This is a genomic window from Microcoleus sp. Z1_B2, assembly GCF_036700325.1.
In the GTDB taxonomy this organism is placed as follows: domain Bacteria; phylum Cyanobacteriota; class Cyanobacteriia; order Cyanobacteriales; family Microcoleaceae; genus Microcoleus.
In genome coordinates this window covers 112,307-125,779 of sequence record NZ_JAUBOQ010000021.1, presented here as the reverse complement: position 1 = coordinate 125,779, position 13,473 = coordinate 112,307, and the positions used below count along the sequence as shown (strand labels likewise).

Here is a 13,473-nt window from a genome sequence, read left to right as displayed (position 1 = left end):
TCTTATTGACTTTTTTTTGCCCTAAAACTAATTGATGGGATGAAGACCATGCACTGACTATATGCAATGGTTTTTGGCTGTGATTCCGGTCATAAGATTGTTTCATTGTTTTGCCATCAATGGCTATGACTTCTAGCTCCAATTTTTTGGTAATTGAATTTACCCAACTCAAAAAACACTCTTGAAACTGCTTCGGTTCAATTCGAGCAAATACTCGACTAAATGTATCATGAGAAGGAATTCCATTCGGCAGTTCTAGAAAACCTTTTAGCCATTCATATTTAGTTTTTCCATAGAGTTCTATTGCCCCCCATCCATCCGCACCGCTAATGACAGCTAGAATCGCAATGGCTACAATATCTATTAGTAAATGCTCTTTACTTCTTTCTATTCTTGGATCGGTCAAGGTCTCAAAATGGTTTAAAAAACTAACGTTCAATAAGTCTGTCGGATTCGATACACCTATTGTTTTTTGTTGGGAAGTTAAAGTCGAAGTAAACCCTTTCGCCATCGATCGCACCTATCAATTACGCACTTGATTTAGCTAAACACTTCATCTTATCATGTTTGAGGTTGAAATTAAGATGCGTTTACCCTGGTTTCCAGGGATGAATCCTTATTTAGAAAGTCCTGAATTGTGGCGTTCGGTTCATAATAGGTTAATAGTGGCGATCGCAGATTTGCTGACTCCGCAACTGCTACCTAAATATTTAGTAGATATCGAACAAAGAATTTATCAAATCAGCGGCGAAGATGCTTTACTAATTGGAATTCCCGATGTTACGATACAGCGCTCACCAACTCCAGCAACCGAGACTACTTCTAATGTCGCCCTTGCTGCTCCGCCAGCCCAATCTTTGAAGGTGAGAATACCTTTACCGATGGAAGTAAAAGAAAGTTATTTGCAGATCGTCGAAACCGAAAATAAAAAGGTAGTGACGGTGATTGAAGTGCTTTCACCAACAAACAAGCGCCCCGGAAAAGGGCGAGAAATGTATGAAGAAAAACGAGAAAAGGTGTTTGGTATTCGCACTCATCTGGTTGAGATTGACTTGCTGCGAAGTTACCAACCCATGTTAGTTTTTGGTAACGATATTGAGGCAAGTTATCGAATTTTAGTGAGTCGCGGAAATCAAAGGCCTTTGGCGGATTTGTACCTTTTCAATTTACCCGATATGATTCCTCAGTTTCCCTTGCCTTTGCGCGCGGGTGATGCGGAACCAATTGTAGATTTACAAGCGTTATTAAATGGGGTTTACGATCGCGCCGCCTATGACTTTAGAATAGATTACACCGTCGCACCCGTACCTGCGCTTTCAGAATCAGATGCTGTTTGGGCGGATGCTTTGTTGTCCGAAACCAGCCTCCGACAATCTGAAACCTAAAAAATCCTACACAAAACGTTACATATTTGTTAACATCGGGACGAGCCTGTCCTCAACAGTCCCTCTCTTAACCTTCTAAACTAACCGTTATGAGTCAACATCCCTCAGCAATTCCCGCCTCCGAAGAGTCCGCCGAAACCCCGACAGCGCCGACAAGCACTTCACCTCCACCGAGTTATGTCAAGCTGGCGATGCGGAACATGGTTCGCAAGCGGGCGACTTCTTTGTTTCATTTTGCCTTGACAGCCGCCGGACTTTTAGGCGTACTCGTGGGTTTGGCTTTTCTCGATCGCTATTTCAATTCTTAATCGAGGATTCCAACAATCAGCCTCTAATTTCTGCTGATGTTTTTGATATTTCTTAATCTGGAGTTAAGCTGATTGTTTTGCCTGCCTGTTGCAATCTCTAACAGATTACTGTATCTTTCCAGCAACAGCAAAATCCCCTGCCGCTCGATCGCGCAATTGCAATTTGTAAAAAAATTGAATATATCCCTTGACATGAGAGAAAAAAAATGTTAATAGAGGTGAACGTCGAAGACTGTTACGGGCTCGCCCAGCAGTCTGCCGACGCTTCCAACCTCCCTGAGAGTGCAGCCAGCGGGGAGATTTCAGCAGCCGAAACCTGGGAAAATTGGTTTAGCGTTTGGCTGGAAAACCAGGCGGCGGATGTGCCAGTGGCCCCAGGCTACGAAGTCAGTCTGCGTTTAACCGGCGATACGGAGATGCAAGCCCTCAACCTCCAGTACCGCCAGCTCGATCGACCGACGGATGTACTAGCTTTCGCAGCTTTAGAGGTAGACTGTCCTCAGCTAGAGGAAATGCAGTCATCTGAACCCCTATACTTGGGTGATATCGTCATCTCGATCGATACAGCTAACCGACAAGCCCAGCAGCAAGGACATCCCCTGAAGACCGAACTAGCTTGGCTGGCAGCCCACGGTTTTCTGCATCTTTTGGGCTGGGATCACCCGGATGAAGAAAGTCTGACTCAAATGCTCGATCGACAAGAAATATTGCTGCGGGCGATCGGTCTTGCGATCCAAACAGCATAACTGAAGTTGATGGTTACTTAACAAAGTATGTCAAGCCCAATATAAATTTCTGAAATTAAACCAAAACTTTAGTAAAAACTTAGAAAAGTTACCTAGACTTGATGAAGTTAATTTCAAAAGTTTAGCTTTCATTCATCTCTGTAAATTAAAGTTGGTTCTTTATGACACTAGATAGACCCTCAATTTCATCACAAATCGCACAGTTTCTGCCCATGCCTCAAGACTCTTCTAGCCAGACAGTCCAGGAGCCTAAAAAAGCCTTGAAATACAACCGAGAGCTGTCCTGGAAAATCGCATCTAGCTTAGCTACGAGTTTTAGATACGCTTGGGGGGGTCTGAGTTATGCTTTTGAAACTCAGCGCAATTTTCGGATTCACACTGTTATTGGCACTTTGGCGATCGGACTCGGCCTATTTTTGCAACTGAAACCTGTAGAAATATCTGTGATCGGCGTCACCATTGGCATAGTTTTAGCCATGGAACTGTTGAATACGGCGATCGAATCGGTGGTAGACTTGACAGTCGGGCAATCTTACCACGAACTAGCCAAAATTGCCAAAGACTGCGGTGCCGGAGCAGTTCTGGTATCGGCAATGGCTGCGATCATCGTCGGTACTGCACTTCTGCTGCCTCCTTTGTGGGCAGTCGTTCAAATTGCGATCGGCAGTTAGTAAATTATTGGCCTCAGCAAATTTTAGGTTTTAGATGACCAATGGGAGGTTTTTAGTTTTATTCGTCTATATTGCAGCTATTTTTATCTTGGGCATCTATCTAAAATCTTAAAACCCTTGCTTTCAGGGAGCGAGTTAACCTAAAATCTAAAATCTAAAACCTAAAATCCAACTTAACCCGTGATTATAGTAATCGATAACTACGACAGTTTTACATACAATTTGGTACAGTATCTAGGAGAACTCGGTGCCCAGTTGCCCGTAGCCAGCGAAGTGCAAGTCTACCGCAACGACCAAATTTCCTTAGCAGAAATTAGGCAATTGCAGCCGGCAGCAGTGGTGATTTCTCCCGGCCCGGGACGGCCGGAAGATGCGGGAATTTCTCTGGAATTAATCAAAGAATTGGGGCCGACTCTACCAATTTTAGGCGTGTGCCTCGGACATCAAAGTATCGGTCAAGTATTTGGCGGCAAAATTGTTTCTGCACCCGTGTTGATGCACGGCAAAACTTCTCAGGTAGAACACGCAGGAGTCGGAGTTTTTCAGGGCGTGGAATCGCCGATGATTGCCACTCGCTATCACAGTTTAGTAATTGAAAAGCAGAGTTGTCCAGAAGTTTTGGAAATTACCGCTTGGGTTGAAGACGGAACTATTATGGGCGTGCGGCACCGGGAATATCCGCATATTGAAGGTGTACAGTTTCACCCGGAAAGTATTTTGACGACTTCGGGAAAGCAATTATTGCGAAATTTCTTGGAACGGCTTTAGGATCGCGAATTAAATAACTTACAATTTTAATTGTTATTGTGGGATGGGCGGGACGCCCATCCCACTTTCAAGAGTGGAAGTTATTTAATTCTCATTCCTTAGTTAAATTTCTCTGAATTTGTAGGGTTCGCTTTTATAGAACCTTACGGTGAGAGTAGGGTACACATTTTCGCACCTGAACCGCCTCAAAAAGGATACAAGCCCCTCACTCCTGTCGTGGTGAACCCCAAATTTTAGACTCATGTTCGAGATTCCAGATTCAATGCTGCAAGTAAATCTAAAATCTAAAATCTAAAATCTAAAATCGACTGGCGGTGTTTTGTGGTATAACAACAGACGACCAACACCCGACAACCGCAATCACAAGATGAAACGGCGACAATTAATACGTTACGCACAGACGGGTTTGCTAGCAGCTTTCTTCACTGGTTTACCATCTGGATGGGAAAGCTATCAAGCTCAAACTGCTGATTCTTTGTCGATTCAGTGGTTGGGCCACACTTGCTTCTTGTTCGCCGGAGGCGGTGCGAGGGTGCTGGTGAATCCTTTTCGCCCCCTGGGCTGTACCGCAGGCTATCGTTCTCCTAAAGTGCCAACAGATTTGATTCTGATTAGCAGCCGGTTGCTCGATGAAGGGGCGATCGAGGGATTTGCGGGCAATCCCGGCCTTTTGTACGAACCGGGGGCTTACAGGTCTAACGGACTGCGGATTCAAGGGATTCGGACCCAAAAAGACCGTGAGGGAGGAAGGCGATTTGGGGTCAATGTGGCTTGGCTGTGGCAGCAAGCGGGCGTTAAGATTTTACACTTGGGCGGAGTTGCTGGCCCGATCGGCATTGAAGAACAAATCTTGATCGGGCGGCCCGATGTAGTGCTGATTCCCGTGGGCGGCGGCCCGAAAGCTTACACTCCGGCGGAAGCGAAGCAAACTTTGCAACTTCTCAAACCAAAGATGGTGATTCCGACACATTTCAAAACCCAAGCCGCCGATGCTGCTGCGTGCGATTTGGTGCCGCTAGATGAATTCTTGGCGCTGATGGATGGTACGCCGGTGCGCCGATTGAATAATGACACGATTTCGCTCAAATCTGCTGACTTACCCCAAACTGGTTCGGTGATTGAGGTTTTGAGTTACAGATTTAGCGGTTGATGCCAGATTTTTTAGGTTGCGTTATATTAAGGAAGTTTTGTTCGATCGGGGATGCAAGAGAATTTTCTCTCTACCTTAGCCTCTGGCAACCTTGCCTTTTGTCGAGATTTGGCTAACATAACAATTCATGTTCACGGTTTTATCTCATAAGGAAATGCAAGCGAAATGAAAAATCAAAATTTACCTAGTTGGATGAAACAACTCACAGGTTTCGCAGGAATAATCGGCGCTAGCGCGTTAATCGGTTTCCCGGCTTGGGCTCACATCACCTCCAACACCAATGTTGCTAATGCAACTCAAACTCAACAAGTTGCAGGAAATGGGAAAACCACTGCTTCACCGGCACCAATGGCTCAGGCTAAGGATATTGTCGCTATTGCATCTGGCGACGCTCAATTCAAGACGCTGACAAAGGCTTTGGGCTCTGCAGGTTTGGTGACAACTTTACAAGGAAAAGGCCCTTTCACTGTTTTTGCACCGACAGACGCGGCATTTGCTGCTTTGCCAGAAGGAACTGTGGAGAATTTGCTCAAACCGGAAAACAAAGCCCTACTTACTAAGATTTTAACTTACCACGTTGTTCCTGGTTCAGTTTTATCTACTAGCCTAAAATCCGGCGATGTAAAAAGTGTCGAAGGAAGTTCGCTGAAGGTGGCAGTTAGCACAGGCAAAGTTACTGTCAGCGGCGCTAATGTTGTGAAAGCTGATATCAAAGCTAGCAACGGCGTTATTCACGTAATTGACAAGGTGCTGATGCCGCCTGATGCGAAGTAAGACTAGCCGTTTTTGTATCAATTGATGTTAGATTCGGTTAAATGAAAGCGAAGTAAGGACACAACATTGTTGTGTCCTTATTTGTATGGCAGGCAATTCCGAATTAATATATAGCAATCGTTGCAGGAGTCGTAAATTTTTTACCCCACCCCAACCCTCCCCTTATCAAGGGGAGGGAGTAAGAAATTTACAAATGATTTAGGATTGCTATAGATAAAGCTTTAGCTAGCTGCGGGTATCTACAAAAATGGCTGCCAACCCTTACCCCGGTAGCCAAAATCGAAGATTTCGGGATGGAGAATTTCTGCTAAAATTTCTAACGAATCAACCAATCTCGGCCCCGGCCGATTAAAGTAAGAATTGCCGTCAGTTAGGTAAACTTTCCCCGTTTTTACTGCTTGCAAATCAGGCCATTCTGCGTATTTAGTTATCTGCCTTGCTTCGCTGCGAGTGCGACTTAAATCAAAGCCGCAAGGCATGAAAATAATTACATCGGGATTAGCTTCTACTAAAGATTCCCATTTTAACCAAGGGGAATGTTTCCCGACAATTCCAAACAGCGAATTGCCTCCCGCCATTGCGACTAATTCGGGCATCCAGTTACCCGCAGCCATCAAAGGTTCAATCCACTCGATGCAAGCTACTTTGGGTTTAACGGTTAATGTTTTGGTTTTTAAGATAATAGCATCGATGCGGGATTGCAAAAGGTCGATCGCACTTTTGCCATCTACGCCCAAAGCATCAGCAACTCGCTGAATATCCGTCCAAATTTCTGCTAGCAGATTCGGCTGCAAAGAAATAATTTCCGGCTTGCTATTTACCAGGGTGCTTACTGCTTGTTCAACATCTGTTAGAGAACAAGCGCAGACTTCACATTGAGCTTGAGTAATAATGTGAGTCGGCTGCAATTTTTCCAAAGTATCTATTTCTACTTTATACACACTCAGCGCATTTTGCAACAATTCTGTCACGCGGTTGTGAATTTCGCTGCTAGTTCCTTCGGGATTGAATTTAGGCTGAGTGCAAACAGGTAAATTTTGGATTTCTGGGGGATAGTCGCATTCGTGGGAACGGCCCACAATTGCATCGGTTAATCCTAAAAGTGCTACAATTTCGGTGGCACTGGGAATTAGAGAGACAATTCTTGGTTGGTTCATTGGTTTTCTGTTTTTTACCGATTCGGAAGCACAGGCGAAGCACAGGCGGGACGCCCGTGCCACAATAAAAGGGATTGTTAAATGGGATTGTTAAATTTTTAGTTTTTTTAAGTATTGCAAATCTTGCCATGCTTGAATGAGATTACCTTGCATTAGTTGCGCTACACCGTTTAAAACTCTAATTTCCGGTAGGTTGGAGTTGAGAGCGAGAGCAGGTTTTAAGGCTGTTTGAGCGGCTTTGGGATGCCAGCCGTACAGGTGTACGAAAGCGAGATAGGCGTAAGCGTAAGGGTTTTTTGAGTCGAGTTGAGTGACTTTTTCTAAGGCGGCGATCGCACTTTGGACATTCTGCTGCAATACTCGCGAAAATGCCAAAGCATAAGCCAATTCTAGATTATTGGGTTCCTGTTTCAACCGATATTCTAACGCTTGTTCCGCTTGCACGGTATAATCTTGAATTGGATCGTATTGATTGATGCGCCCAATCTGCTCGAACACGGGTTCTAAACCAGGCAATCCTTTGGGTAAATTAACCGCCATCGCCCGCAATTGAGTCACCAAATCTAACTCAGGCTTATCTGTATTATCCTCATTATTCTCGTTCCCAGGCTCTGCCTGAGAACGCATATCCAGAGGCTCTGCCTCGATTTTAACACTAACTGCCGGCACATTAATCGGATAAGTTTCGCCGGTTTTCCGATTTAGATAAGTAGCTTGCAGATTGTAAGTGCCCGGTGCAATATTAGCAGGAGGAAGCATCGCCGTGCGATCGACAACTCGAAACCCCACAGCAAATTTATCCGCTTCCAGCATCCCCGGATGCAAAGTCGCTTGACCGATCGCGCGATCGTGTAAAATCCTGAAAGTCTGTCCCGGTGGAATATCGCCAGACTGCTGATTTTCCCACGTTACCAACACTAAACCAGACTGCAACTGCTGCCAAGGCCCAGACCAAGTATATGTTACCGATAGCGCGACTCCCGGAACTGCTTTTCCCCCGACAGTAACTCGATCTAATTGTACTTGAGATCGCCCTTCATTCAACGGCTGTATTTCGACAGGCTGTACTCGCTTCCGATAAAGATTTAAATTAGTATAATCGGGCAAAACCCAAGTCTTATCTAACTCAAATTTATCCCCTTTTTCAATCGCATTTACGGCGGCATTTTGAGCTTTTTTAATCCGTTCGCGAATCGAACCTTGCGGGCCAGTTTTAGTTACAAACCAAGAGAGCGATCGCACATCTTGCGGCACGTCTTTTAAATTCGTTCCCACCTGCCGCCCGTAAACCTGAAAATTAGCCAAAGCACCGTAATAATTAAAATTGTGCTGGTTAATTTCCGGCGTCGAAGGCAACACGCCTAAAGTAGATTGCAAATAAGGTTCCCGATCAATAATTTCGGCAATTACCTCTCGGTGCGGCCACTCTTTCCCCAAGTAAGGATAGTTAGAATTGCCGGGACTGATAATTTGAACTAAGCTATGTCCAAAAGCACCTCCCAGAGGCCACATATGCAACAGCATCGCCAGAATTGCCAAGCCAATTGTACCCCAGCGAATTTGTCGTCCCCACCGAGAAGGCCACAGCGTTAAACAGTAGGCTAAGAAAATAGATAAAACTGGCAAATAAGGTATACCATATCGGTCATCTTTGTTGATATTTAAAGAATTAATTAAATAAGCTCCTCCCCAGAAAACAGCCAGCCAGCGACAGGAGTTGAGATGCAAAATTGACGAACTATCTTGCCGACGACGCCAATAAAGTATCAATCCTACTAAGGGAATAAGTAACAGAGGCCAAGAAATCTGTTCGGGTAAGTGTTGACCGTAGTAAATCCAAGCGTCGATCGTATTGAGGGCCGGATCTCCTTCGGCGATCGCCGAATCCACCGTTGCCCGTTTTCCCCCGGTCAAAATTAACAGCCAATTGGTTTTCGTCCAGGGCCCAAACACCGCCGCAGACAGCAACAAACTACCTGCTAATTGAGCTAATCTTCCCCAAGCTTTTTGGCGCACAGCACCAACAGCCAGCCACACAATCGGCGTAAACAGAAATAATACTGTAGTGTGTTTAACTAATATTGATAAACCGAGAGAAATTCCAAAGGCGATAGCCCAAAACCAAGACGATCTAGAAAGAGAAAAAAATTCTCCTTCTTCTCCATAATTCATCCGTGTATCCGCGTCAAAATCCGTGTCGTGCCTTCCTCCTTCCTTCTTCCTTATTTCTCCTTCTCCTCCATAATTCATCCGTGTATCCGTGTCCAAATCCGTGTCGTGCCTTCCTGATTCCTGCTTCCACATTGTCAGACAATAAAAAGCAAAAGTAATCGCCGCAGTGAGGGGATAGTCGAGTAAAAATTGCAAGCGCAGCCCATAAAGTCCGGGTAACAAAACGCAAATTGCAGCGGCCCACAAACCGACTTGCCGGTTAAATAATTGGACGCCCAGATTGTAGACTGAGGCGAGGAGAATTGCACTAAATAAGAGATGAACGAGGGTTGCCCGATCGCCCCCAGTACCGAAAACCTGAAGAAACGGAACCGTTAAGATGTATGCCAAGGGCGGAATTTTGGTCGAAAGCAGCCAGAAGTTTGTCCACCACTCCCCGGAAAGCCACTGAGGATGCTGCAACGCCTGCAAGTATTTCAGGGTGCTAGTCAGGTAGTCTGCTTGATCCCACGCCGGGACAGATCGATCGAAGGCAAACCAGAGGCGATCGCTAATTGCCCCCAGCAGCCAAATTATGCCTAAGACAAGCAGACTCTTGCCCTCGCTGTCCCGATGTTGCTGTGCCATTGCGGTTCTTGGATTTTAGGTTGCAGCTTTTAGCTTACAGGCGGGCGGTTCCGGGCGATCGAAAATTAATTTGAAAAAGTGCTTGCTAAATTCTGTATGTGTCTGCTAAGATAGTAAAGCGCGAAAAAACAAGCCGGGATAGCTCAGTTGGTAGAGCAGTGGACTGAAAATCCACGTGTCACGAGTTCAAGTCTCGTTCCTGGCATCGCAAAGCCCTCACAAAGTTGAGGGCTTTTTTTTATAAACTTGAACCCACAAAATAATCACCAATGGCATTCAAGTCTCGGCTTGCAGTTCGAGAGACAAAGCATCGGCTCATCCCTGAACCTCTCGCGCCTTGCGAAACTTTTCCTGCAATTGCTCGATCGCACTCTCTAAGGGAATTCCCTCACCCCGCGATAGTTCCGCCTCCGCTTCCTCCACCGAAGAGCGCACCTCCTCAACCCACTCCCAATAATGCTGGCGTGTTTGAGTCAAAGTCTGGAGGGCTTTTGTAATCACCTCTTCCGGCGAGCTAAACTGCCCCAATGCTAATTGCGCTTCGATCAATTTCACCTGCTCAGGACTCAAAGTAATATTCATAAAAATCTCCGGGAGTCTCGCTGACACAAATCCCTTTTCTAAGAATAGCGCTACTTTCTGGGCAGTGCGATCGTCTTGGGCGCCGATCGACGTGCGGTGACGTGTACTGTCTTATTTTTGAGTGAGGTACGACGCTAATTCTGGAATTTCACCGCCGCGCTGCCACTCGGCTTCCCCGCGCCGCACTTTGGTTCTGGCTGTGATTTCCTCAATCTCCCATAATTGCAATTTGGTATAGGGCCCTTTGGCTTCACCGCTGCGAAACACGTACCATTGAGGAACTTCAGGAGTTGGCTGGGTCGATCGTCTTAGGATCGCGAATTAAATAATTTACACTCTTGAAAGTGGGTTGGGCGTCCCGCCCGCCCTTTCTGGACGGGCGGGACGCCCATCCCACAAGAACCATCACGCATGGTAAGTTATTTAATTCTCATTCCTTACTGACAAGCGAATTTCAAAGGTGGCATCCGCCACGTGATTTATCCGTGGAATCAATCCAAAATCTAAAATCGAAAATCCTCAAGAAAGAGCATTTATCTCGCGCAAGTCAATCTAAAATCTAAAATCTAAAATCTAAAATCTAAAATCGATTGGCTTCATCCGATTCATTCCAGTTGTCGCTTTGAGCTGATTTAGTTCTTGTTCTACCGGATTAGGAGAGGCTGAATTAGAATTGGGCGATCGCTTTTTCTTAGCCTGCGGCTTACCTCTAGCAATTTCTACTTCGCGCGGCCACCCCCAGAAATGCCACACCGCCACCCACACTAGCGCCACGGCAGATCCTAAAATCTCTTCTTGTGTTGAGGATACACCATTGTATTTGGAGAAATTGTTAAAAAAAGCAATTCAAGAGTTAGAAACAATTCTTCAGCAGAGGAATCAGAGGAATGAATTACCGCTATAGTTTATTAATTCAATGGTCACAAGAGGATGGACTGTATTTGGTAAGACTGCCAGAGTTTGCAACAATTGCAATGCAGCCCTGTACTTATGGGAAAACTTATGAAGAAGCGATCGCCAATGCTAAAGAAGCGAGCTCCAGCTACCTTGAGTATTGCCAAGAAGAAGATTTAGTGCCTCCGAGTCCGGCAATCGTGGCAGCTTAAATAAAAGTCGATCGCCCTTTTTGACTCAGAACAAAAGAGATATCGACTTTTCCATATCAAAAAGAGCGATCGCACTTGTTGACAAATTCCAAAAGGGCGATCGGCTTTGGTGGAGAAAAAGCAAGAAAGGGCGATCGCACTTGTTGACAAATTCCAAAAGGGCGATCGCACTTTTTGACTTATTCTAAAAGGGCGATCGGCTTAGTTGTCAAGTAGGCACGGTTTGGGATAAACTAATATAAATGCTAACTTGAATTGTGAGGAAATTCTATGACAGCAGTGATTGCGGAACATATTGAAATTACTCCGGGTGTTTGTGGCGGTAAACCGCGCATTGCCGGACATCGGATTAGGGTTCAAGATGTTGTAATTTGGCACGAAAAGATGGGAATGTCTCCTGATGAAATTGTGTCGCGGTATCCTACAATTACTTTAGCAGATGTATACGCAGCCTTGACTTATTACCACGACCATCTTGAGGAAATTCGACAACAAATTCGAGATAGCGATGCTTTTGTGCGGGAATTGCAAGCAAAAACTCCTTCCAAGGTACAGCAGAAATTGAGAGGGCAGAATCTTGGAAAAGATCCGATTTCATTGTGATGAACAAGTCGAACGGGCGATCGCAGAAGCTTTAAGAAGGCGCGGTATTGATGTCACGACTACACCGGAAGCACGACTTTTAGGTGCTGCGGATGAAGAACAGTTAGCTTTTGCGATTGCTCAAGAACGAGCAATCTTTACCCAAGATGATGATTTTTTAGCAATTCATCAACGCGGTTTAGAGCATTGCGGTATTGTTTACTGTCACCAAAACAGCCGTTCACTGGGTGAAATTGTGCGCGGTTTGATTCTGATTTGGGAGGTACTTGAACCGTCGGATATGCAGAACCATATAGAGTTTATTTGAAAAGGTCGATCGCCCTTTTTGACTTATTCCAAAGGGGCGATCGCACTTGTTGACAAATTCCAAAAGGGCGATCGCCTTTGGTTGAGAAAAAGCAAGAAAGGGCGATCGCACTTTGTGACAAATTCCAAAAGGGCGATGCCTTTGGTTGAGAAAAAGCAAGAAAGGGCGATCGCTAATCTGCGCTTACAAGCAAGGATCTCGCGAAATCTTCCCATAGCAAAAAATGTTAAATAACAAAATTTGATAATTTTTGTTATTATGGGGGTAGTAGTTGACTCAAATAGGTGACTCAACATCATGAATATATCCTTAACTCCTGAACTAGAGCAGTTTGTTCAATCAACAGTCAAAAACGGTAGGTACTCATCTGCTTCTGAAGTGATTCTGGCTGGGTTACAATTGCTAAAAGAACGAGAAGTTTTAGTTGTTTTGAATCCGGTTTCATCAGAGGAGAAGCAGAAATCCAGCTATGATTTCTCGGATTTAGTGGGGCGATTAACTTGGCAGGGAGATGCAGTAACAATGCAGAGGAATCTACGCGATGAGTGGTAATCGCTATGTGTTGGATACGAATGCGATCGTTGCTTTGCTTCAAGGGAATATTCAACTGGTTGAATTACTTAAAGATGCGGATTGGATCGGAGTTTCAGTTATTAGCCAAATTGAGTTTCTGGTATTTCCTGGGTTGACTCAAGACGATCGTCAGATTTTTGAGCAGTTTCTGCAACGAGTGGAGGTTCTTGGTTTAGTGGCGATGGATGCTGTTTTGATTGAGAAAATCATTGAAATTCGCCAGCAACATCGCTTGAAACTACCAGATGCGGTGATTGCAGCAATGGCAATCCAAAATTCAGCAAGTTTGGTGACGGCCGATCGAGAGTTCGCAAAGGTAACTATTTTAACGGTAATTAATTGGTAGCGATCGCCCTTGGTTGAGAAAAAGGGGTAAAGGGCGATCGCCCTTTTTGACTTATTCCAAAAGATCGATCGCCCTTTTTTGAGAAAAAGCAATAAAGGCCGATCGCGATTTGCTGTTGAGTTTTCGCTGGAATGGCGATCGCAACAACACCGCAAGCATAATCTAGTTGCGCCCTAGTCAACCAAAACATGATCTAGG

General features: G+C 45.1%; 21 protein-coding genes and 1 tRNA gene. 15 read left to right on the top strand and 7 right to left on the bottom strand.

The features are described 5' to 3' along the window. Positions 1 to 511 (bottom strand): ISAs1 family transposase (locus QT984_RS14690; protein WP_333057251.1); only part of this gene is annotated, 511 nt, incomplete at its 3' end. 73 nt (positions 512 to 584) lie between these two features. On the opposite strand from QT984_RS14690, the gene QT984_RS14685 reads away from it, so the two are divergent. The 7 genes from QT984_RS14685 (at position 585) to QT984_RS14655 (ending at position 5,802) form a co-directional block, all read left to right on the top strand. Then, on the top strand, positions 585 to 1,385 hold the full coding sequence (locus QT984_RS14685; RefSeq protein ID WP_333233467.1) for a DUF4058 family protein: 801 nt from the start codon (positions 585 to 587) through the stop codon (positions 1,383 to 1,385). Positions 1,386 to 1,474: 89 nt separating this feature from the next. Continuing rightward, positions 1,475 to 1,693: a DUF3285 domain-containing protein gene (locus QT984_RS14680; protein WP_333054708.1), complete on the top strand. Its 219-nt coding sequence runs from the start codon at positions 1,475 to 1,477 to the stop codon at positions 1,691 to 1,693. A 206-nt stretch (positions 1,694 to 1,899) separates the two neighbouring features. Then, positions 1,900 to 2,439: an rRNA maturation RNase YbeY gene (gene ybeY, locus QT984_RS14675; protein WP_333374287.1), complete on the top strand. Its 540-nt coding sequence runs from the start codon at positions 1,900 to 1,902 to the stop codon at positions 2,437 to 2,439. A 161-nt stretch (positions 2,440 to 2,600) separates the two neighbouring features. After that, positions 2,601 to 3,110, top strand: coding sequence for a diacylglycerol kinase family protein (locus QT984_RS14670; RefSeq protein WP_333054711.1), 510 nt, complete (start codon positions 2,601 to 2,603; stop codon positions 3,108 to 3,110). A 180-nt stretch (positions 3,111 to 3,290) separates the two neighbouring features. Then, a complete protein-coding gene (locus QT984_RS14665) occupies positions 3,291 to 3,878 on the top strand; it encodes an aminodeoxychorismate/anthranilate synthase component II (protein WP_333054712.1) in 588 nt (195 codons plus the stop codon). A gap of 367 nt (positions 3,879 to 4,245) precedes the next feature. Next, positions 4,246 to 5,028 carry an MBL fold metallo-hydrolase gene (locus tag QT984_RS14660; RefSeq protein WP_333054713.1) on the top strand — a complete coding sequence of 261 codons (783 nt, stop codon included), beginning with the start codon at positions 4,246 to 4,248 and terminating at the stop codon, positions 5,026 to 5,028. A gap of 165 nt (positions 5,029 to 5,193) precedes the next feature. Continuing rightward, on the top strand, positions 5,194 to 5,802 hold the full coding sequence (locus QT984_RS14655; RefSeq protein ID WP_333054714.1) for a fasciclin domain-containing protein: 609 nt from the start codon (positions 5,194 to 5,196) through the stop codon (positions 5,800 to 5,802). 239 nt (positions 5,803 to 6,041) lie between these two features. On the opposite strand, the gene QT984_RS14650 is transcribed toward QT984_RS14655, so the two are convergent. Together QT984_RS14650 and QT984_RS14645 are read right to left on the bottom strand one after the other, a co-directional pair. Further along, the gene (locus QT984_RS14650; RefSeq protein WP_333374285.1) at positions 6,042 to 6,959 is read right to left on the bottom strand and encodes a cobalamin-binding protein; all 918 of its coding nucleotides are present in this window, start codon (positions 6,957 to 6,959) and stop codon (positions 6,042 to 6,044) included. A gap of 90 nt (positions 6,960 to 7,049) precedes the next feature. Beyond that, positions 7,050 to 9,758, bottom strand: coding sequence for a phospholipid carrier-dependent glycosyltransferase (locus QT984_RS14645; protein ID WP_333374283.1), 2,709 nt, complete (start codon positions 9,756 to 9,758; stop codon positions 7,050 to 7,052). Positions 9,759 to 9,890: 132 nt separating this feature from the next. Here QT984_RS14645 and QT984_RS14640 point away from each other — a divergent pair. Continuing rightward, positions 9,891 to 9,963 (top strand) — tRNA-Phe (locus QT984_RS14640). A 110-nt stretch (positions 9,964 to 10,073) separates the two neighbouring features. Here the strand turns inward: QT984_RS14640 and QT984_RS14635 are convergent. The 3 genes from QT984_RS14635 to QT984_RS14625 form a co-directional block, all read right to left on the bottom strand. Then, entirely contained in the window at positions 10,074 to 10,340 is a 267-nt protein-coding gene (locus tag QT984_RS14635; RefSeq protein WP_333374281.1) for a hypothetical protein, read from the bottom strand. A gap of 111 nt (positions 10,341 to 10,451) precedes the next feature. Beyond that, entirely contained in the window at positions 10,452 to 10,607 is a 156-nt protein-coding gene (locus QT984_RS14630; protein ID WP_333374279.1) for a GYF domain-containing protein, read from the bottom strand. Positions 10,608 to 10,913: 306 nt separating this feature from the next. Further along, positions 10,914 to 11,114: a hypothetical protein gene (locus tag QT984_RS14625; RefSeq protein WP_333374277.1), complete on the bottom strand. Its 201-nt coding sequence runs from the start codon at positions 11,112 to 11,114 to the stop codon at positions 10,914 to 10,916. A 113-nt stretch (positions 11,115 to 11,227) separates the two neighbouring features. Here QT984_RS14625 and QT984_RS14620 point away from each other — a divergent pair, with 113 nt between their 5' ends. From QT984_RS14620 to QT984_RS14590, 7 genes are all read left to right on the top strand, one after another. After that, positions 11,228 to 11,446, top strand: coding sequence for a type II toxin-antitoxin system HicB family antitoxin (locus QT984_RS14620; RefSeq protein ID WP_333374275.1), 219 nt, complete (start codon positions 11,228 to 11,230; stop codon positions 11,444 to 11,446). Between the two features lie 20 nt (positions 11,447 to 11,466). Further along, positions 11,467 to 11,634: a hypothetical protein gene (locus QT984_RS14615; protein ID WP_333374273.1), complete on the top strand. Its 168-nt coding sequence runs from the start codon at positions 11,467 to 11,469 to the stop codon at positions 11,632 to 11,634. A gap of 82 nt (positions 11,635 to 11,716) precedes the next feature. After that, positions 11,717 to 12,049: a DUF433 domain-containing protein gene (locus QT984_RS14610; RefSeq protein ID WP_333054723.1), complete on the top strand. Its 333-nt coding sequence runs from the start codon at positions 11,717 to 11,719 to the stop codon at positions 12,047 to 12,049. Then, on the top strand, positions 12,024 to 12,356 hold the full coding sequence (locus tag QT984_RS14605) for a DUF5615 family PIN-like protein (protein WP_333103358.1): 333 nt from the start codon (positions 12,024 to 12,026) through the stop codon (positions 12,354 to 12,356). Before QT984_RS14610 ends, QT984_RS14605 begins: the two co-directional genes overlap by 26 nt. Positions 12,357 to 12,374: 18 nt before the next feature. Beyond that, entirely contained in the window at positions 12,375 to 12,590 is a 216-nt protein-coding gene (locus QT984_RS14600) for a hypothetical protein (protein WP_333374271.1), read from the top strand. Positions 12,591 to 12,653: 63 nt separating this feature from the next. Further along, positions 12,654 to 12,908 carry a type II toxin-antitoxin system ParD family antitoxin gene (locus QT984_RS14595; RefSeq protein WP_333202990.1) on the top strand — a complete coding sequence of 85 codons (255 nt, stop codon included), beginning with the start codon at positions 12,654 to 12,656 and terminating at the stop codon, positions 12,906 to 12,908. After that, a complete protein-coding gene (locus QT984_RS14590) occupies positions 12,898 to 13,275 on the top strand; it encodes a type II toxin-antitoxin system VapC family toxin (protein WP_333374269.1) in 378 nt (125 codons plus the stop codon). Before QT984_RS14595 ends, QT984_RS14590 begins: the two co-directional genes overlap by 11 nt. Here the strand turns inward: QT984_RS14590 and QT984_RS14585 are convergent. Continuing rightward, the gene (locus QT984_RS14585) at positions 13,265 to 13,465 is read right to left on the bottom strand and encodes a hypothetical protein (protein WP_333313078.1); all 201 of its coding nucleotides are present in this window, start codon (positions 13,463 to 13,465) and stop codon (positions 13,265 to 13,267) included. The genes QT984_RS14590 and QT984_RS14585 overlap by 11 nt on opposite strands. Positions 13,466 to 13,473: the final 8 nt, after the last annotated feature.